Raw genomic sequence first — 19702 nt, forward strand, 5'->3', positions numbered from 1 at the left:
CTAATAAGATGGCATTGAAATCCCCCGCGTTTCGTAAAAAATTTCCGTTGTTGGTTACTGGCAGTCTGCTGGCCCTGCAACCCCTAGCCACTTCGTTCGTGGTCGCCGCAGAACAGTATGACTGCTCAGTCTCTGCTTCGGGTGGCTGGGACTGCGCGCCGAAAACCAGCGCCGCTCAACTGCCTCCGCGCCCCGTGCATGACGCGAGTGCGGTCAGTTCGAGCACCGCGGCGTCGGCCGAAGGCGGCGAAACCAGCGAAGACACCGGCGCCAAGCCGATGCTGGTTACCGAGTCCAAGGGCCGCGGCCTGAAGTCCCGCAGCGAAGACTACAGTCACCTCGACTGGGTTCCGCGCGAGAAGCTCACCGCCGCCCAGCTGGCCGAGACCGGTCCTTACTGTGCTGGTGCTTATATCGAACCGATTCGTCCTGGCATGAATGACAAGACGAATAAAAGTGACGCGCCGACCTTTATTGGTGCCAAGGCTTCGCGTTACCAGCAGGAGCAGCAGATCGCTACCCTGGCCGGTGATGTGGTCATGCGCCAGGGCAGCATGCAGGTCGAGGCCGACGAGGCCAACCTGTACCAGGCCGAGAACCGTGGCGAGCTGAGCGGCAACGTCCGCCTGCGCGACAACGGCGCCCTGCTGGTCGGCGATCACGCCGACGTGCAGCTGGACACCGGCGAGGCCAAGGTCGACAACGCCGAATACGTGATGCACAAATCACGCATCCGCGGTAACGCGCTGTACGCCAAGCGTGCCGAGAACGCGATCATCCGCCTCAAGGATGGTACCTACACCACGTGCGAACCGAGCAGCAACGCCTGGCAGCTCAAGGGCAACAACATCACCCTGAACCCGGCGACCGGCTTCGGCACAGCGACCAACGTGACATTGCGCGTCAAGGACATTCCGGTCCTGTACACGCCGTACATCTATTTCCCGATCGACGACCGTCGCCAGTCCGGCTTCCTGCCGCCGACCATCGGCAGCGGCAGCGATACCGGCTTCATGCTGGTCACCCCGTACTACTTCAACCTGGCGCCGAACTATGACGCCACGCTGTACCCGCGCTACATGAGCAAGCGTGGCCTGTTGATGGAAGGCGAATTCCGCTACCTGACCAAGTCCAGCGAAGGTCAGTTCGGCGCGGCGTACCTCAATGACGACAACGATGACCGCAAACTGCAGTCGGACTACGAAAAAACCCGCTACATGTACAACTGGCAGCACAAGGGCGGGCTCGATTCGCGGGTAATGACCGAGGTCGACTACACCAAGATCAGCGATCCGTACTACTTCCAGGATCTGCAGAGCGACCAGATCGGTGTGGAAGGTCGTGATTACATCAACCAGCAGGGTGCAGTGACCTACCGCGGCGATACCTACACCGCGCGCCTCAATGCCCAGGCTTATGAACTGGCCACGGTTTCCAACGTCACGCCATACAATCGTTTGCCGCAAATCACCCTGAATGGCTTCTTGCCGCAGCATCCGGGCGGTTTGGACTTTAAATATGAAACCGAGATTGTCAGGTTTGATCGAGACCTTAAAACCGGTAACTTCGTTGATGAAAATGGCGGCCCATTGAACGCAGATGGATCAATAGGTACTCCTCGCCTAGATACCAATATTTTTGGTTTGGCACGAGCCAATGGTAACCGTCTCAACCTCGCGCCATCTGTAAGTCTCCCGCTCAACTGGACCTATGGTTTCCTGAAACCTTCTCTCAAGTACCAGTACACTCAGTACGATCTGGACCTCGACGGCCAAGGCAAACTTGATATCTCGAAACAAGGTCCGGAAGGCGATCGTCTGAACGGCACTTACAGCAGCAATCAGAACCGTGGCGTACCAATCGTCAGCGTCGATAGCGGCCTGTACTTCGACCGCAACACCCAATGGTTCGGCAAGAACTATCGCCAGACCCTGGAACCACGTCTCTACTATCTCTATGTACCGGAGAAAGACCAGAGTGACATTCCGGTATTCGACACCGGCGAAAGCACTTTCAACTACTCGTCGCTATTCCGTGATAACCGCTTCTCCGGCTCCGACCGTGTAGGCGATGAGAACAAACTGTCTCTCGGTATCACCAACCGCTGGATCGAAGAGAACGGTTTCGAACGCCAACGCATCAGTGTCGGTCAGGCCCTGTACTTCAAGGATCGCGAAGTACAGTTGCCAGGTATCGATGCGAAAACCCGCGACGACGCGCACTCCAACGTTTCGCCTTATGCGCTGGAATACGAGTACCGCTGGAACCGCGACTGGCGCACCACTGCCAACTACAACTGGGATCCGGATACCCGCAGCCCACGCTCCGGTAGCGCGATGTTCCACTACCAGCCGGAAGATAACCCGAACAAGGTCATCAACGCCGGTTATCGCTATCGCAACGACCTGGTTCGTTACGATCAGTCCACGGGTAAATGGTCGGTGGGTGGCGGTGACTACGGCACCCCAGGCACCCCTGGCTACGTGAAGGACTATTACAAAATCAAGCAGCACGACTTCTCGGTGATCTGGCCGATCGTGCCGCAATGGAACCTGATCAGCCGCTGGCAGTACGACTACAACCGCAACCGTACCCTCGATGCCTTCGGTGGTTTCGAATACGACAACTGCTGCTGGAAACTGCGCCTGATCAACCGTTACTGGGTCAAGTATGACGAGTTCAGTCAAGACGCCCCGCAGAACGAGAAAGGCGACCATGGCATCTTCCTTCAAATCGTCCTGAAAGGACTCGGCGGCCTGACCGGCGCCAAGGTAGAGAGCTTCCTCGACAAAGGCATTCAAGGTTACCGTGAACGTGAAGACCAAGCTTTCTGATTGTCTGCGCCCGCTGATGCTGGGCGCGCTGTTCCTGGGTACCGCGGCGAGCGCCGCGGTACAACCCATCGACAAAGTGGTGGCCATCGTCGATAACGACGTGGTCATGCAGAGCCAGCTGGACCAACGGGTTCACGAAGTTCAGCAAACCATCGCCAAGCGCGGCGGCGGTATGCCACCCGCCGAGGTCCTGAACCAGCAGGTACTGGAACGCCTGATCGTCGAAAACCTGCAACTGCAGATCGGCGAGCGCTCCGGCATCCGCATCACCGATGAAGAGCTAAACCAGGCCGTCGGCACCATCGCCCAACGCAACAACATGACGCCCGATCAGTTCCGCGCCGCCCTGGCTCGTGATGGCCTGTCCTATCAGGACGCCCGTGAGCAGATTCGCCGCGAGATGATCATCAGCCGTGTGCGTCAGCGCCGTGTCGCCGAACGCATTCAGGTCTCCGAGCAGGAAGTGAAGAACTTCCTCGCCTCCGACCTGGGCAAGATGCAACTGTCCGAAGAGTTGCACCTGGCCAATATCCTGATTCCAACCCCGGAAAGCGCCAACTCCGAAGCGATTCAGAGCGCCGCGCGCCAGGCCATGGAAATCTACCAGCAGCTCAAGCAAGGCGCCGACTTCGCTCAGCTGGCCATCGCCCGTTCCGGCAGCGACAACGCCCTGGAAGGTGGTGACATGGGCTGGCGTAAAGCCGCTCAACTGCCCCCTCCGTTCGACCGCGAACTGAGCGCCATGGCAGTGGGCGATATCACCCAGCCAGCTCGTACTCCAGGCGGCTTCATCATCCTGAAGCTGTTGGAAAAACGCGGCGGCGGCAATCAGATGCGTGACGAAGTGCATGTCCGTCATATCCTGATCAAGCCAAGTGAAATTCGCAGCGAAGAAGAAACCAAACGCCTGGCCCAGAAGCTCTACGAGCGCATCGAAGCTGGCGAAGACTTTGCCGAACTGGCGAAAAGCTACTCGGAAGATCCGGGTTCCGCCCTCAACGGTGGCGACCTCAGCTGGATCGACCCGAACGCCCTGGTTCCCGAGTTCCGCGACGTGATGGCCAAGACCCCGCAAGGTCAGCTGTCCAAGCCGTTCCAGAGCCCATATGGCTGGCACGTACTGGAAGTCCTTGGCCGCCGCGCCACCGACAGCACCAGCCAGGCCCGCGAACAGCAAGCGATGACCGTACTGCGCAACCGCAAATACGACGAAGAGCTGCAAACCTGGCTGCGCCAGATTCGCGACGAAGCCTACGTCGAGATCAAACTTCCTGGCGCTGACCAGGCGGCACAGTGAAACCCAAGCGTTTCGCGCTCACCCCTGGCGAGCCAGCCGGCATAGGTCCCGACCTGTGCCTGTTGCTCGCTTCGCAACAACAGCCATACCCCCTGATCGCCATCACCAGCCGCGACCTGCTTACCGAGCGGGCCGCGCAGCTGGGTGTGGCCGTCAGCCTGATTACGGTCGGTCCCGACAATTGGCCAAGCCAGCCGGCCGCCGCCGGTAGCCTCTACGTCTGGGATACCCCGCTGGCGGCCAAGGTCGTCACCGGCCAGCTAGACAAGGCTAACGCCGCATTCGTTCTGGAAACCCTGACCCGGGCCGGCCAAGGCTGCCTGGACGGACATTTCGACGGCATGATTACCGCCCCGGTGCACAAGGGTGTGATCAACGAATCCGGCATTGCCTTTTCCGGCCATACCGAGTTTCTCGCCGACCTGACGCATACCGAACAAGTGGTAATGATGCTGGCCACCCATGGCCTGCGCGTGGCACTGGTGACCACTCACCTGCCCCTGCGGGACATCGCCGATGCCATTACCCCGGAGCGCCTGGAGCGGGTTACGCGCATTCTGCATGCGGACCTGCGCAACAAATTCGGCATCGCCCAGCCACGCATCCTGGTCTGCGGGCTCAACCCGCATGCCGGCGAAGGCGGACATCTGGGCCATGAAGAAATCGATATCATCGAACCCACCCTGGAGCGTCTGCGCAACGAAGGCATGGACCTGCGCGGCCCCCTGCCCGCCGACACTCTGTTTACCCCCAAATATCTGGAGCACTGCGACGCAGTGCTGGCGATGTACCATGACCAGGGGCTGCCCGTGCTGAAATACAAAGGCTTCGGCGCCGCGGTCAACGTGACGCTGGGCTTGCCGATCATCCGCACCTCGGTCGACCACGGCACCGCCCTGGATCTGGCCGGCAGCGGCAAGATCGATACCGGCAGCCTGAAAGTCGCCCTGGAAACCGCCTACCAGATGGCCGAGACCCGTTTATGACCGAGCAATACCAACACCGGGCGCGCAAGCGCTTCGGCCAGAACTTCCTGCATGACGCCGGCGTGATCGACCGCATCCTGCGCTCCATCAATGCCAAATCCGGCGACCGCATGCTGGAAATCGGCCCGGGCCAGGGCGCCCTGACCGAGGGCCTGCTCAACAGCGGCGCCCAGCTGGATGTGGTCGAGCTGGACAAGGACCTGGTGCCGATCCTCAACCAGCAGTTTGCTGGCCGGGATAATTTCAGCCTGCACCAGGGCGATGCCCTGAAGTTCGACTTCAACAGCCTGAATGCCGCGCCCGGCAGCCTGCGGGTGGTTGGCAACCTGCCCTACAACATCTCCACCCCGCTGATCTTTCACCTGCTGCAGAACGCCGGACTGATTCGCGACATGCACTTCATGCTGCAGAAAGAAGTGGTCGAGCGCCTCGCTGCGGGCCCTGGCGGTGGTGACTGGGGCCGCCTGTCGATCATGGTCCAGTACCACTGCCGCGTGGAGCATCTGTTCAACGTCGGTCCTGGCGCATTCAATCCGCCACCGAAAGTCGACTCGGCAATCGTCCGCCTGGTGCCACACACCGTGCTGCCGCATCCGGCCAAGGATCATCGCCTGTTGGAGCGCATCGTCCGCGAAGCCTTCAACCAGCGCCGCAAGACCCTGCGCAATACCCTCAAGGCCCTGCTCACAAGCGCCGAGATCGAAGCCGCGGGCGTCGATGGCAGCCTGCGTCCGGAGCAACTGGACCTGGCAGCCTTCGTTCGCCTGGCTGACAAGCTCAGTGAACAAGCCGCGGACACCGCCAGCGCGAGCTGACACGCCACCAGCGTTATCGGGTAAGACGCCAGGCTCCATGTCTGGTTTACTACCCGATACTTGGCCTAGACTGACCCCCATCAGCTTTGTCCCGCGTCCCGCTTCGTTTTAAGGCCCCTTGCATGTCCGATCCCCGTTATCAGATCGACGTCAGCGTCGTCACCCGCTTTCTCGCAGAACAGTCGCAACCCGAGCAGAACCGCTTTGCCTTCGCCTACACCATCACCGTACAGAACAATGGCCTGCTGCCCGCCAAACTACTCTCGCGGCACTGGGTGATCACCGATGGCGACGGGCACGTCGAGGAAGTTCGCGGCGCCGGCGTCGTCGGCCAGCAACCGCTGATCGCCGTGGGCAAAAGCCACACCTACAGCAGCGGCACGGTCATGACCACACGGGTCGGCAATATGCAGGGCAGCTATCAGATGCTCGCCGAAGACGGCAAACACTTCGACGCCATCATCGCCCCCTTCCGCCTGGCCGTGCCCGGAGCCCTGCACTGATGACGACTTACGCCGTCGGTGACCTGCAAGGCTGCCTGGGACCTTTGCAGTGCCTGCTTGAAAAGGTCGCTTTCGACCCGACCAAGGATCGCCTGTGGCTGGTCGGCGATCTGGTCAACCGCGGCCCGCAGTCGCTGGAAACCCTGCGCTTTCTTTATGCCATGCGCGATTCCCTGGTGTGCGTACTGGGCAATCACGACCTGCACCTGCTGGCCGTCTGGCGCAATATCGAGCGCCTGAAGAAAGCCGACACCCTGCGCGAGATCCTCAACGCGCCGGATTGCGAGGAGTTGCTCCAGTGGCTGCGCCAGCAAAAGCTGATGCACTATGACGAACAGCGTAACGTCGCCCTGGTGCACGCAGGGATACCGCCACAATGGTCGCTGAAAAAAGCCCTCAAGTGCGCCACTGAAGTCGAAGAGGCGCTGCGGGACGACAACCGCTTCGAGCCCTATCTGGACGGTATGTACGGCAACGACCCGACAAAATGGGACAGCGAACTCAAAGGCGTGACCCGCCTGCGGGTGATCACCAACTATTTCACCCGCATGCGTTTCTGCACCAGCGATGGCAAGCTCGACCTCAAGGGTAAGGAAGGGCCGGACACCGCCCCACCGGGGTACGCCCCATGGTTCGAGCACAAGGAACGCAAGACCCGGGACGTGAAAATCATCTTCGGTCACTGGGCCGCCCTCGAAGGCAACTGCAACCAGCCCGGCGTCGTCGCCCTGGACACTGGCTGCGTCTGGGGCGGCGCCCTGACCTTGCTGAACGTCGACACCGGCCAACGCCTCGAGTGCGAGTGCGGCGCCCACGGCCACATCAAGCCCCAGGCCAATCAACCTTCCCCTGAACCCATGCCAATCACGGCCAAGCGCTAGACGGCGCTTGCCACCAGGCCCAGGAGCCCGCCATGAGCGAATTCAAACGCATCCCCCCAGAACAGGCCCAGGCACTGCGCGAGCAAGGCGCCGTGGTGGTCGATATCCGCGACCCGCAGACCTTTGCCCTGAACCACATCAGCGGCTCCCTGCACCTGGATAACCACTCCATCTCCGACTTCATCCGCAACGCCGATCTCGACGCCCCACTGGTGGTCGTCTGCTATCACGGCAACTCCAGCCAAAGCGCGGCGGCCTACCTGATCAGCCAGGGGTTCTCCGACGTCTACAGCCTGGACGGTGGCTTCGAACTGTGGCGGACCACCTACCCTGCGGAAATTGCCCAGGGTGGTAGCGAATAATTTTTTCTGTGCGCCAGCCCGCGTCATTCGCGGGCTGGCGCCGCGACCGACGAACGGTCACTTGAACAAATTACGTATTCCACCTTTATCTCCCCGATTCCGAACTATCCTTAGCCTCAGGCCATCCAATCAGGGGAGAGCCGGTACACCGGCGTGCGGGTCATCGGTACTAGCTTTCAAGGTCGATAGCTTTGAAAGTGTTCTGGGGGGTAAACATCAGCCGGATTCCCGGCTGCATGCCAGCACTTGACTGACTGATCCGGCGTCGGCTCCACGTATCGAGCGAGGTGACGTCATGAGTATTTTTAGCCACTTCCAACAACGCTTCGAATCCACACGCCAGGAAGAGTTCTCGCTACAGGAGTACCTGGAGCTCTGCAAAAAGGACCGTAGCGCCTACGCGTCGGCCGCTGAACGCCTGCTTCTGGCTATCGGCGAACCGGAGCTGCTGGACACGTCGACCAATTCGAGACTGTCACGGATCTTCTCCAACAAAGTGATCCGTCGCTATCCGGCCTTTGAAGACTTCCATGGAATGGAAGAATGCATCGACCAGATCGTCTCCTACTTCCGTCATGCCGCTCAGGGCTTGGAAGAGAAGAAACAGATCCTCTACCTCCTCGGCCCCGTCGGTGGCGGCAAATCATCCCTGGCCGAGAAACTCAAACAACTGATCGAGAAGGTGCCCTTCTACGCCATCAAGGGCTCTCCGGTATTCGAGTCGCCTCTTGGGTTGTTCAACGCCACGGAAGATGGCGCGATCCTCGAAGAAGACTTCGGTATCCCACGGCGCTACCTGAACACCATCATGTCGCCCTGGGCTACCAAGCGCCTGTCCGAGTTCGGTGGCGACATCAGCCAGTTCCGGGTGGTCAAGCTCTATCCTTCGATCCTCAACCAGATCGCCGTCGCCAAGACCGAACCGGGGGACGAGAACAACCAGGACATTTCCGCACTGGTGGGCAAGGTCGATATTCGCAAGCTGGAAGAGTTCCCGCAGAACGACGCCGACGCCTACAGCTATTCGGGCGCACTGTGCCGGGCCAACCAGGGCCTGATGGAGTTCGTCGAAATGTTCAAGGCACCGATCAAGGTGCTGCACCCATTGCTGACGGCCACCCAGGAAGGCAACTACAACAGTACCGAGGGTCTGGGCGCGATCCCCTTCACCGGCATCCTGCTGGCTCACTCCAACGAATCGGAATGGCACACCTTCCGTAACAACAAGAACAACGAAGCCTTCATCGACCGGATCTATATCGTCAAAGTCCCGTACTGCCTGCGGGTCAGCGACGAAGTCAAAATCTACGACAAGCTGCTGTTCAACAGCTCCCTGTCCAAGGCGCATTGCGCTCCCGACACCCTGAAAATGCTCGCTCAGTTCACCGTGCTCTCGCGCCTCAAGGAGCCGGAGAACTCGAACATCTACTCGAAAATGCGCGTCTACGACGGCGAGAACCTCAAGGACACCGATCCAAAAGCCAAGTCGATCCAGGAATACCGCGACGCCGCCGGCGTGGATGAAGGCATGAACGGTCTGTCGACCCGCTTCGCCTTCAAGATCCTGTCGAAAGTCTTCAACTTCGATCCCCACGAGATCGCGGCCAACCCGGTACACCTGCTCTATGTGCTCGAACAACAGATCGAACAGGAACAGTTCCAGGCGGAAACCCGCGAACGCTACCTGCGCTTCCTGAAGGAATACCTGGCTCCGCGGTACATCGAGTTCATCGGCAAGGAAATCCAGACGGCATACCTGGAGTCCTACAGCGAATACGGCCAGAACATCTTCGACCGCTATGTGCTGTATGCGGACTTCTGGATTCAGGATCAGGAATACCGCGATCCGGAAACCGGCGAGATCCTCAATCGGGTCGCGCTCAACGAAGAGCTGGAGAAAATCGAGAAACCGGCCGGCATCAGCAATCCAAAGGACTTCCGCAACGAAATCGTCAATTTCGTATTGCGGGCCCGAGCCAACAACAACGGCAAGAACCCGACCTGGCTCAGCTACGAAAAACTGCGGGTGGTCATCGAGAAGAAAATGTTCTCCAACACCGAGGACCTGCTCCCGGTCATCAGCTTCAATGCCAAGGCCAGCAAAGAGGATCAACAGAAACACAACGACTTTGTTACCCGAATGGTCGAGCGCGGCTACACCGACAAACAGGTACGACTGCTGTCCGAGTGGTATCTGCGGGTCAGAAAATCGCAGTAACCCGCCGGTTGCACCGGTTGTCGTTAGCCAGGAGCCTGTCTTAGCGATTTCTGCTACACAGGCTTCAGGAAGCGCGTTTGAACGTTCGCAGCGAGGCTCGGGCAGAGGACCGGCGGCACGACACCTTGTCGCCCCCTCCCCCCGCCCGGGCCGCTTGCGAGCTTCAAGACCGCTTCTAAGGAGCAGTCATGAGTTATGTGATCGACCGACGTCTCAATGGCAAGAACAAGAGCACGGTAAACCGTCAGCGGTTTCTGCGGCGCTATCGTGACCACATCAAGAAGGCCGTCGAAGAGGCGGTCAGCCGCCGTTCCATCACTGACATGGAGCATGGCGAACAAATCAGCATTCCAGGCCGGGATATCGATGAACCGGTGCTCCATCATGGGCGCGGCGGCAAACAGACCGTGGTGCACCCGGGAAACAAGGAGTTCACGGCCGGCGAGCACATCGCACGCCCTCAAGGCGGTGGTGGCGGAGGTGGTCGGGGCAAGGCCGGCAATTCCGGCGAAGGCATGGACGAGTTCGTTTTCCAAATTACCCAGGAAGAATTCCTCGAGTTCATGTTCGAAGACCTGGAGTTGCCGAACCTGGTCAAACGCAACCTGAGCGGGACAGACACCTTCAAGACCGTCCGGGCCGGGATCAGCAACGAAGGCAATCCCTCGCGCATCAACATCATTCGGACCCTGCGCTCGGCCCATGCCCGGCGCATTGCCCTGTCCGGCAGCAGCCGGGCAAAACTGCGCGAAGTCAAAGAGGAACTTGAACGCCTGAAACGCGAAGAACCGGACAACTTCGGCGATATTCAGGAAATGGAAGCGGAAATCGAGCGTCTCAGCGCCCGTATCCATCGGGTGCCATTCCTCGACACCTTCGACCTCAAGTACAACCTGCTGGTCAAACAGCCCAACCCCAGCTCCAAGGCCGTGATGTTTTGCCTGATGGACGTTTCCGGCTCCATGACCCAGGCCACCAAGGATATCGCCAAGCGCTTCTTCATCCTCCTGTACCTGTTTCTCAAGCGTAACTACGACAAGATCGACGTAGTGTTCATCCGCCACCACACCAGTGCGCGTGAAGTGGATGAGGAGGAGTTCTTCTACTCCCGGGAAACCGGCGGCACCATCGTCTCCAGCGCCTTGAAACTGATGCAGGAAATCATGGCCGAGCGTTATCCGAGCAACGAATGGAACATCTATGCCGCCCAGGCTTCCGACGGCGATAACTGGAACGACGACTCGCCGATCTGCCGTGACATCCTGATCAACCAGATCATGCCCTTCGTGCAGTACTACACTTACGTGGAGATTACCCCGCGCGAACATCAGGCCCTGTGGTTCGAATACGAGCGCATCGCCGAAGCCTTTTCCGATACTTTCGCCCAGCAACAACTGGTCTCGGCCGGAGATATCTATCCGGTCTTCCGTGAACTCTTCCAGCGCAGGTTAGTGACATGACCGCCAGAGAGCAGAAACGCCAGCCTATTTCCACCGGTTCGGAATGGACGTTCGAGCTGATCCAGGCCTACGACCGCGAAATCAGCCGTATCGCGGCGCGTTACGCCCTGGATACCTATCCCAACCAGATCGAAGTAATCACCGCCGAACAGATGATGGACGCCTACGCCTCTGTCGGCATGCCCCTGGGTTATCACCATTGGTCCTATGGCAAGCACTTCCTTAGCACCGAAAAGTCCTACAGCCGTGGCCAGATGGGGCTGGCCTATGAGATCGTGATCAACTCGGACCCATGCATTGCCTACCTGATGGAAGAAAACACCATCTGCATGCAGGCACTGGTGGTGGCCCATGCCTGCTATGGCCATAACAGCTTCTTCAAGGGCAACTATCTGTTCCGCACCTGGACGGATGCCAGTTCGATCATCGATTACCTGGTGTTCGCCAAGCAGTACATCATGCAGTGCGAAGAGCGCCACGGCATCGATGCCGTGGAGGACCTGCTGGACTCCTGCCATGCCCTGATGAACTACGGGGTGGACCGCTACAAACGTCCTTATCCGATTTCCGCGGAAGAAGAGCGACGTCGGCAAAAGGACCGGGAAGAACACCTGCAAAAACAGATCAACGACCTGTGGCGCACCATTCCCAAAGGCACGGACAAGTTCAGCGACAAGGACAACGCGCGCTTCCCCGCCGAGCCGCAGGAAAACATCCTGTACTTCATCGAGAAACACGCGCCGCTGCTGGAACCGTGGCAGCGGGAAATCGTGCGGATCGTGCGCAAGATCGCCCAGTATTTCTACCCGCAACGCCAGACCCAGGTGATGAACGAAGGCTGGGCAACATTCTGGCACTACACCCTGATGAACGACCTGTATGACGAAGGCCTGGTGACCGACGGCTTCATGATGGAGTTCCTCGCCTCCCACACCAGCGTGGTCTTCCAGCCTGGCTTCGACAGCCCTTACTACAACGGCATCAACCCCTACACCCTGGGTTTCGCCATGTACCGCGATATCCGGCGCATCTGCGAAGAACCGACCGAGGAAGACCGTCGCTGGTTCCCGGAACTGGCCGGGACCGACTGGCTTTCCAGCATCAAGTTCGCCATGAGCAGCTTCAAGGACGAGAGTTTCATCCTGCAGTACCTTTCGCCCAAGGTGATCCGCGATCTCAAGCTGTTCAGCATCCTGGACGACGACCAGAAAGACGACTTGCTGGTACCGGCCATTCATGATGAAAGCGGCTATCGAGTCATCCGCGAAACCCTTGCGGCCCAGTACAACCTGGGTAACCGCGAGCCCAACGTGCAGATCTGGAGCATCGATAGACGGGGCGACCGCTCGCTGACCCTGCGCCACCAACAGCACGACCGCAAACCATTGGGTGACTCCACCGACGAAGTCCTCAAACACCTGCACCGGCTATGGGGGTTCGACATCCACCTGGAAACCCTGCAGGGCGACCAGGTGATGAAAACCCATCACGTACCGCCAAGAAGCGATCACAACGAAGGGGACTACGGCCGCCTGGACCTGGCTGTCATCCACCTCTGAACGCATGACAAACCTCCGAAAGCGCGGCGTAAGGGTTATTCTGTCGGGCTAACGGAGGTTTTTTATGCAGATTTACAAGGTCGGCGGTGCGGTACGCGATCGCCTGCTGGGCAAACCGGTAACCGACATCGACTGGGTGGTAGTCGGTGCCACAGCCGAAGAAATGCTCGCCAAGGGCTTTCGGCCGGTAGGCTCGGACTTTCCGGTCTTTCTTCACCCCAAGAGCGGCGAGGAATACGCCCTGGCCCGCACCGAACGTAAAAGCGGTCGTGGTTATGGCGGCTTCACCTTTCACGCCAGCCCCGAGGTCACCCTCGAAGAAGACCTGATCCGCCGCGACCTGACAATCAACGCCATGGCGGAAGACGACCATGGCGTGCTGACGGATCCATATCACGGCCAGCAGGATCTGGAAAACCGCCTGCTTCGCCACGTTTCCCCCGCATTCGCCGAAGATCCGCTGCGTGTCCTACGCGTTGCCCGCTTTGCTGCTCGCTACGCTGGGCTCGGTTTCCGGGTGGCGCCTGACACCCTCGAATTGATGCGCCAGCTCAGCGAATCAGGCGAACTGGAAGCCCTGACGCCGGAGCGCAGCTGGAAGGAAATTTCCCGCGCACTGATGGAAGATCACCCCCAAGTGTTCATCCGGGTGCTGCGCGACTGTGGAGCGCTCAAGGTCCTGCTGCCCGAAGTGGAGGCGCTGTTTGGCGTTCCGCAACCCGCCACCCATCACCCGGAGATCGACAGCGGCGTGCACACCCTAAGCGTTCTCGAGCAGGCGGCACTGCACAAGCAGCCATTGAGCGTGCGCTGGGCGTGCCTGTTGCACGACCTGGGCAAGGGCCTGACACCGCAAAGTGAATGGCCACAGCACATCGCACACGAGCACAAGGGCCTGAAGCTGATCAAGTGCGTCAACGAACGCTTCAAGGCGCCGCGCGACTGCCAGGAACTGGCGCTGCTGGTGGGCCAGTACCACACCCACGGCCATCGCGCCCTCGAACTGAAACCTTCGACATTGGCGCAGCTGCTGCAAGGCTTTGACGTGTACCGTCGGCCGCAGCGGTTCGAGGAGTTTATCGCCGCCTGTGAAATGGATGCCCGCGGTCGTCTCGGACTGGAGGAGCGCGCCTATCCCCAGGCGGACTATTTGCGCGGCGCGGCCACCGCAGCACGAACGGTAGCGGTGCAGCCGCTGCTGGAGCAGGGATTCAAGGGGCCGGAGTTGGGAGAGGCGCTGAAACGGGAGCGACTGAAGGCGCTGAAAGCCTACAAGGAACAGCACCCGCGGTAAGAAACATCACGAGCTAGCTCCGCTGTAGGAGCTAGCTTGCTCGCAAGCCGATAGCAATCAGCCAGAACTATCCCAACTCCGGCGGCGTCAGCTGCCTGCCCCGCCACTCAAAGGCCACGGGCGCCAGCACCTGGTCGATTTGGGCTTCGCGCCAGAGGGTGGCGAAGTCCTGTCCGGCCAGCGGATGAACCCTTTCCGGTGCCATCAGCGACAAGGGCCAGAGCACAAAGGCATTCTTCAGAATCTCGGCGCGCGGCAGGATCAAGCCGTCGAAATTGCCCACCAGATCGCCGTACAGCAGCACATCGATATCCAGCGGCAGGCCCTTGCGGTCCGGGGCATAACGACCGTTATCCGCTTCGATGAACTTCAACCGGCGGTCCAGTTCCATCAGCGGCAGATCGGTAAAGGCCGAAACCACCAGATTGAAGAAAGGCCCGCTCTTGATCCCGACCGGCTGGCTTTCGAACACTGCCGAGCAGCGCATCTCCCGCAGGAAGCCCGCCAGGGCATCGAGCCCGGCCAGCAGATGGGTTTCGCGCTCGATATTGCTGCCGAGCCCAAGAAATACTTGAGTTAGCAACATCCGCGCTCGATCTCCACGCCCACACCTTTGGCGGCCGCAACAGCACCGGGTTTGGTCAGCTTGAGGTGCAACCAGGGAATATGAAACTCACTCATCAGGACTTCAGCCAGACGCTCGGCAAAGGTTTCCACCAGCTGGAATTGCGCCTGTTCAGCAAATGCCTGGATCCGCGAAGACACGCTGGCGTAGTCGAGCGCCAGGGTCAGGTCGTCACCAGCCGCGGCCGGGCGATTGTCCCAGGCGAAGCTCAGGTCAAGGCGCAGGCACTGTCGGATGCCTCGCTCCCAGTCGTAGGCACCGATCACCGTGTCGACTTCCAGACCCTCGATAAACACTCTGTCCAAGCACTCTTCTCCGCAGCACGACAAGGGCGCAATGCGCCGTTAGAATCAGGGCGTCCTCGCCCGGAATAGTTAGCATGTTTTGGTTACTGGCGATCTTCGCCTACCTGCTCGGCTCGCTGTCCTTCGCCATCTTGCTCAGCCGCCTGACCGGTAAACCCGATCCGCGAATGAGTGGCTCGGGCAATGCCGGCGCCACCAACATGTTGCGCCTGGCCGGCAAGAAACTTGCGGTACTGACCTTGCTCGGCGATCTGCTCAAAGGGCTGTTGCCCGTGCTGATCGCCAGTCTCGCAGGCCTTTCGCTCCAACAACAGGCCTGGATCGGGCTCTACGCCGTACTGGGCCATCTGTTTCCGGTGTACTTTCGCTTTCGCGGCGGCAAGGGTGTCGCCACCGCCGCCGGGATGCTGCTGGGGCTGTATCCGCCAGCGGCGCTCCTGGCCATTGCCGCCTGGCTCCTGACCTTCTACCTGACCCGCACCAGCTCGCTGGCGGCCTTGATTGCCACGCCCCTGACCCTGCCATTGCTGGCCTGGCAGGCGCCGGCGGCACTGCTGCCGATGAGCGTCCTCACACTGCTTATCGTCTGGCGCCACCGCGGCAATCTACGCGACCTGTTTGCCGGGCGCGAACGGCATTTCTGAATCCTGAAGATGAGCCGGGCTCAGGTCGGGAAATTACCGACTCACAACGACGACAACTGCTCCATCGGCCAACGCGCCTGCACACTGATCGCCAGGCTCTCCTGCTGACCGGCCTGCAAACGCTGGCAACCGGCAAACGCGATCATCGCGCCGTTATCGGTACAGAACTCAGGACGGGCGTAAAACACATTCCCCTTCATCTCGCCGAGCATTTTTTCCAGCGACGCGCGCAGAGCCTTGTTGGCGCTCACGCCACCAGCAATTACCAGACGCTTGAGTCCGGCCTGCTTCAAGGCTCGCTTGCATTTGATGGTCAGAGTTTCCACCACCGCCTGCTGGAAGGCGAGCGAGATGTCGCAACGGGTTTGTTCGCCGTCGTCCCCAGCGCTGACACATTGCTGCCAGGTATTCAGGGCGAAGGTTTTCAAGCCACTGAAACTGAAATCCAGCCCTGGACGATCGGTCATCGGCCGCGGGAAAACAAAGCGCCCGGCCACGCCTTGTGCGGCCAGGCGAGCGATTTCCGGACCGCCCGGATAATTCAGGCCGATCATCTTCGCCGTCTTGTCGAAGGCTTCACCGGCAGCATCATCCAGGGTTTCGCCCATCAGCTCGTATTGGCCGATGCCATCGACCCGCACCAACTGCGTATGACCACCGGAAACCAACAAAGCGACGAACGGAAATTCCGGTGGTTGTTCTTCCAGCATAGGGGCCAGCAAGTGCCCTTCCATGTGGTGCACACCCAGCGCCGGGATACCCCAGGCGAAGGCCAGCGCCTGGGCACAGGAAGCGCCCACCAGAAGGGCTCCGACCAGGCCCGGGCCAGCGGTATAGGCAATGGCGTCGATTTCGGTCGGCACACAGTCCGCCTCGGCCAGAACTTGGCGAATCAGCGGCAGCATGCGCTTGACATGGTCGCGAGAGGCCAGCTCCGGCACCACGCCACCATAAGCCCGATGCAGGTCGATCTGACTGAACAGCGCATCGGCCAGCAGGCCCCGCTCGCTGTCGTAAAGCGCGACGCCGGTTTCGTCGCAGGAAGTTTCTAATCCCAGTACTAGCATGGGTTTGCGCCTTGTAGAGGCTAAATTCGAAGGCGCGCATAATAGTCGCCACTCCCTCAGCCGACCAGCGGTTTTCGATCAGAGGCTTTGCATTCCGAGCGATGAGGGGTTAACATCCGCAACCCTTAAAAACCGACGACCTCAGCCGCGATTTTTGCGACGAGAACGTTGACCCCGGTAATGAATGAAGGTAGCTCTGGATGCCAGCCGTCAAAGTTAAAGAGAACGAACCCTTCGACGTAGCTCTGCGTCGTTTCAAGCGCTCCTGCGAAAAAGCCGGTGTTCTGGCTGAAGTTCGTAGCCGCGAATTTTACGAGAAGCCGACTTCCGAGCGTAAGCGCAAAGCAGCAGCTGCTGTTAAGCGTCACGCCAAGAAAGTTCAGCGCGAACAGCGCCGCGCCGTACGTCTGTACTAATACACAGACGTTCGCTGCAAGCTTCTGCCAAGCCCGGCCCTCAGCCGGGCTAATGGCATTTGCGGACAACGCTTGATGCTTCACCGTCAACGCCGCGCATGCGACCGAGACAATCCGCTTCACCACGTCAGACCTGGCTTCCTGCCAGCGGTGCACGTCTCTTCTGACGAGCCTTCCAAGGCTACTGACGAGCACACTTTATTCTGATTCCTCAACAGACTCAGTCCAAGGCGCCTTTCTCCAGCGCCCGCTTATGAGCCATCCGAGACCTGTCGGACTCAGAGCAATATCTTCAAATAGTCGAAGACTGATTGAAACTAACGTCAGTGGACTTTCGGCAGATACACTTCCCGATAGCGATCAAGCCGACGACAGATGGTCGAACGCGCAGCCGTTGCGTCTCGAACAGCCCACTTTCGAAGCCTTCGCATTGGTCCAATTCTTTCGCGCAGTGATGACGAGAACGCCATGGCCGGGCTGATTCCCCAGAGCTTTATTGACGACCTTCTGAACCGCACCGACATCGTCGATGTTGTCAGCTCGCGCCTGCAGATGAAAAAGGCCGGCAAGAACTACACCGCCTGCTGCCCGTTCCACAAGGAAAAGACCCCCTCCTTCAGCGTCAGCCCCGACAAGCAGTTCTACTACTGCTTCGGCTGTGGCGCGGGCGGCAACGCCCTCGGTTTCATCATGGACCACGACAACCTGGACTTCCCCCAGGCAGTCGAGGAACTGGCCAAAGCCGCCGGCATGGAGATCCCACGCGAGGAAAGCGGCCGCTCGCACAAGCCCCGGCAGCCGACCGACTCACCGCTCTATCCGCTGCTGACCGCCGCCGCCGATTACTATCGCCAGGCCCTGAAAAGCCATCCGGCCCGTAAGGCCGCGGTCGATTACCTCAAGGGGCGCGGCCTGACCGGCGAGATCGCCCGCGACTTCGGCCTCGGTTTTGCACCGCCCGGCTGGGACAACCTGTTCAAGCACCTGAGCAGCGACACCCTGCAGCAGAAAGCCATGATCGACGCCGGCCTGCTGATCGAAAATGCTGAAACCGGCAAACGCTACGATCGCTTTCGCGACCGGGTGATGTTTCCGATCCGCGACAGCCGCGGTCGGATCATCGCCTTTGGTGGCCGGGTACTGGGCGACGACAAACCGAAGTACCTGAACTCGCCGGAAACGCCGGTTTTTCACAAGGGCCAGGAGCTTTACGGCCTGTTCGAAGCCCGCAAGAACAACCGCAACCTCGACGAAATCATCGTCGTCGAAGGCTACATGGACGTGATTGCCCTCGCCCAACAAGGCCTGCGTAACGCCGTTGCGACCCTGGGTACCGCCACCAGCGAAGAACACCTCAAGCGCCTGTTCCGTATCGTGCCCAGCGTCCTGTTCTGTTTCGACGGCGACCAGGCCGGGCGCAAGGCCGCCTGGCGCGCGCTGGAGGCGACCCTGTCCAGCCTGCAGGACGGTCGCCGGGCGCGCTTTCTGTTTCTTCCCGAAGGGGAAGACCCGGATACCCTGGTCCGCTCCGAAGGCACCGACGCCTTTCGCGCACGCATCAATCAACACGCTCAACCGCTGGCCGACTACTTCTTCCAGCAACTGACGGACGAAGCCGATCCACGCTCGCTCGAGGGCAAGGCCCACCTGGCCACCCTGGCTGCACCGTTGATCGACAAGGTCCCCGGAGCCAACCTGCGGACCCTGATGCGCCAGCGCCTCAGTGAAATTACCGGCCTCAACAACGAGACCGTCAACCAGTTGGTGCACAGCGCCCCACAAGAAGCGCCGCCGGCGTACGACGCCGGCATCGATTATGACGCCATGCCGGACTATGCCGACTACCACGAGCCGCAAGAAGCCTATGTGCCGCAGCAGGAATGGACGCCGAAGAAAAGCGGTGCCGGCGGCAAGAAGTGGGAGAACAAGCCGTGGGACAAAAAGGGCAAGCGCAATGGCGATCGCGATCAACCACGTGCCCCGCGCGTTCCGGCCGCCGTCGAACCTCCTACACTGTCAGCCCTTCGAACATTGCTGCATCACCCGCAACTGGCCGAGAAAGTTGAAGACGCCGGGCATTTCGCCGCCGACGACAACACCAATACCCAGTTGCTGGTCGCCCTGATCGAAGCCGTGCAGAAAAATCCTAAGCTACGCTCTATTCATCAACTGATGGCGCGTTGGCACGGTACCGAACAGGGCCGCCTGATCAAGGCGCTAGCAGAAAAGGAATGGTTGATTGAAGGCGATAACCTTGAACAACAGTTTTTCGACACCATTAAAAGCTTGTCCGCTCGCCAAAGTGAGCGTGCTTTGGAACAACTTCTCAGGAAATCGCGTCAAAGCGAATTGAGTGGCGAAGAAAAAATTCAGCTACTTGAGCTTTTAAAACGCAATGTTCCCGCATCAAACCCGACCTCAACTGGCGCGTGAGGT

At 59.8% G+C, this 19702-nt stretch carries 17 protein-coding genes; 14 read left to right on the forward strand and 3 right to left on the reverse strand.

The window, feature by feature from the left end; genetic code table 11:
• The first annotated feature begins 8 nt into the window (after positions 1 to 8).
• From J4E58_RS12930 to J4E58_RS12980, 11 genes are all read left to right on the forward strand, one after another.
• The gene (locus J4E58_RS12930; protein ID WP_087089371.1) at positions 9 to 2834 is read left to right on the forward strand and encodes an LPS-assembly protein LptD; all 2826 of its coding nucleotides are present in this window, start codon (positions 9 to 11) and stop codon (positions 2832 to 2834) included.
• A complete protein-coding gene (gene surA / locus J4E58_RS12935; RefSeq protein ID WP_143481876.1) occupies positions 2815 to 4131 on the forward strand; it encodes a peptidylprolyl isomerase SurA in 1317 nt (438 codons plus the stop codon). The genes J4E58_RS12930 and surA overlap by 20 nt, the downstream gene beginning before the upstream one ends.
• Entirely contained in the window at positions 4128 to 5117 is a 990-nt protein-coding gene (gene pdxA / locus J4E58_RS12940; RefSeq protein WP_087089375.1) for a 4-hydroxythreonine-4-phosphate dehydrogenase PdxA, read from the forward strand. The genes surA and pdxA overlap by 4 nt, the downstream gene beginning before the upstream one ends.
• The gene (gene rsmA, locus J4E58_RS12945; protein WP_087089378.1) at positions 5114 to 5932 is read left to right on the forward strand and encodes a 16S rRNA (adenine(1518)-N(6)/adenine(1519)-N(6))-dimethyltransferase RsmA; all 819 of its coding nucleotides are present in this window, start codon (positions 5114 to 5116) and stop codon (positions 5930 to 5932) included. The genes pdxA and rsmA overlap by 4 nt, the downstream gene beginning before the upstream one ends.
• Before the next feature lie 122 nt (positions 5933 to 6054).
• Positions 6055 to 6435, forward strand: a complete 381-nt coding sequence (gene apaG, locus J4E58_RS12950; RefSeq protein ID WP_007926128.1) for a Co2+/Mg2+ efflux protein ApaG — start codon at positions 6055 to 6057, stop codon at positions 6433 to 6435.
• On the forward strand, positions 6435 to 7316 hold the full coding sequence (locus tag J4E58_RS12955) for a symmetrical bis(5'-nucleosyl)-tetraphosphatase (RefSeq protein WP_087089380.1): 882 nt from the start codon (positions 6435 to 6437) through the stop codon (positions 7314 to 7316). The genes apaG and J4E58_RS12955 overlap by 1 nt, the downstream gene beginning before the upstream one ends.
• A 32-nt stretch (positions 7317 to 7348) precedes the next feature.
• Complete coding sequence (gene glpE / locus J4E58_RS12960) at positions 7349 to 7678, forward strand: thiosulfate sulfurtransferase GlpE (protein WP_087089382.1); 330 nt, start codon at positions 7349 to 7351, stop codon at positions 7676 to 7678.
• 295 nt (positions 7679 to 7973) lie between these two features.
• On the forward strand, positions 7974 to 9896 hold the full coding sequence (locus tag J4E58_RS12965) for a PrkA family serine protein kinase (protein WP_007926124.1): 1923 nt from the start codon (positions 7974 to 7976) through the stop codon (positions 9894 to 9896).
• A 188-nt stretch (positions 9897 to 10084) separates the two neighbouring features.
• The gene (locus J4E58_RS12970) at positions 10085 to 11356 is read left to right on the forward strand and encodes a YeaH/YhbH family protein (protein ID WP_007926123.1); all 1272 of its coding nucleotides are present in this window, start codon (positions 10085 to 10087) and stop codon (positions 11354 to 11356) included.
• Entirely contained in the window at positions 11353 to 12915 is a 1563-nt protein-coding gene (locus J4E58_RS12975) for a SpoVR family protein (RefSeq protein WP_007926122.1), read from the forward strand. Before J4E58_RS12970 ends, J4E58_RS12975 begins: the two co-directional genes overlap by 4 nt.
• Positions 12916 to 12979: 64 nt before the next feature.
• Positions 12980 to 14209, forward strand: a complete 1230-nt coding sequence (locus J4E58_RS12980) for a multifunctional CCA addition/repair protein (protein ID WP_087089384.1) — start codon at positions 12980 to 12982, stop codon at positions 14207 to 14209.
• 67 nt (positions 14210 to 14276) lie between these two features.
• Here the strand turns inward: J4E58_RS12980 and folK are convergent, their stop codons facing one another.
• Together folK and folB are read right to left on the reverse strand one after the other, a co-directional pair.
• Entirely contained in the window at positions 14277 to 14795 is a 519-nt protein-coding gene (folK, locus tag J4E58_RS12985) for a 2-amino-4-hydroxy-6-hydroxymethyldihydropteridine diphosphokinase (protein ID WP_087089386.1), read from the reverse strand.
• Positions 14786 to 15139, reverse strand: coding sequence for a dihydroneopterin aldolase (gene folB / locus J4E58_RS12990; RefSeq protein ID WP_087089388.1), 354 nt, complete (start codon positions 15137 to 15139; stop codon positions 14786 to 14788). Before folB ends, folK begins: the two co-directional genes overlap by 10 nt.
• 74 nt (positions 15140 to 15213) lie before the next feature.
• Here folB and plsY point away from each other — a divergent pair, with 74 nt between their 5' ends.
• Positions 15214 to 15783: a glycerol-3-phosphate 1-O-acyltransferase PlsY gene (gene plsY / locus J4E58_RS12995; RefSeq protein WP_007926112.1), complete on the forward strand. Its 570-nt coding sequence runs from the start codon at positions 15214 to 15216 to the stop codon at positions 15781 to 15783.
• Between the two features lie 41 nt (positions 15784 to 15824).
• On the opposite strand, the gene tsaD is transcribed toward plsY, so the two are convergent.
• Positions 15825 to 16850 carry a tRNA (adenosine(37)-N6)-threonylcarbamoyltransferase complex transferase subunit TsaD gene (gene tsaD / locus J4E58_RS13000; RefSeq protein WP_038575294.1) on the reverse strand — a complete coding sequence of 342 codons (1026 nt, stop codon included), beginning with the start codon at positions 16848 to 16850 and terminating at the stop codon, positions 15825 to 15827.
• A 200-nt stretch (positions 16851 to 17050) separates the two neighbouring features.
• Between tsaD and rpsU the strand changes: the two genes are divergently transcribed.
• Complete coding sequence (gene rpsU / locus J4E58_RS13005; RefSeq protein ID WP_002551877.1) at positions 17051 to 17266, forward strand: 30S ribosomal protein S21; 216 nt, start codon at positions 17051 to 17053, stop codon at positions 17264 to 17266.
• A 468-nt stretch (positions 17267 to 17734) separates the two neighbouring features.
• Positions 17735 to 19699 (forward strand): DNA primase, encoded by a 1965-nt coding sequence (dnaG, locus tag J4E58_RS13010; protein WP_009045891.1) that lies wholly within the window; start codon positions 17735 to 17737, stop codon positions 19697 to 19699.
• Positions 19700 to 19702 lie beyond the last annotated feature (3 nt).

The organism is Pseudomonas sp. FW305-25 (assembly GCF_017351415.1).
In the GTDB taxonomy this organism is placed as follows: domain Bacteria; phylum Pseudomonadota; class Gammaproteobacteria; order Pseudomonadales; family Pseudomonadaceae; genus Aquipseudomonas; species Aquipseudomonas chlororaphis.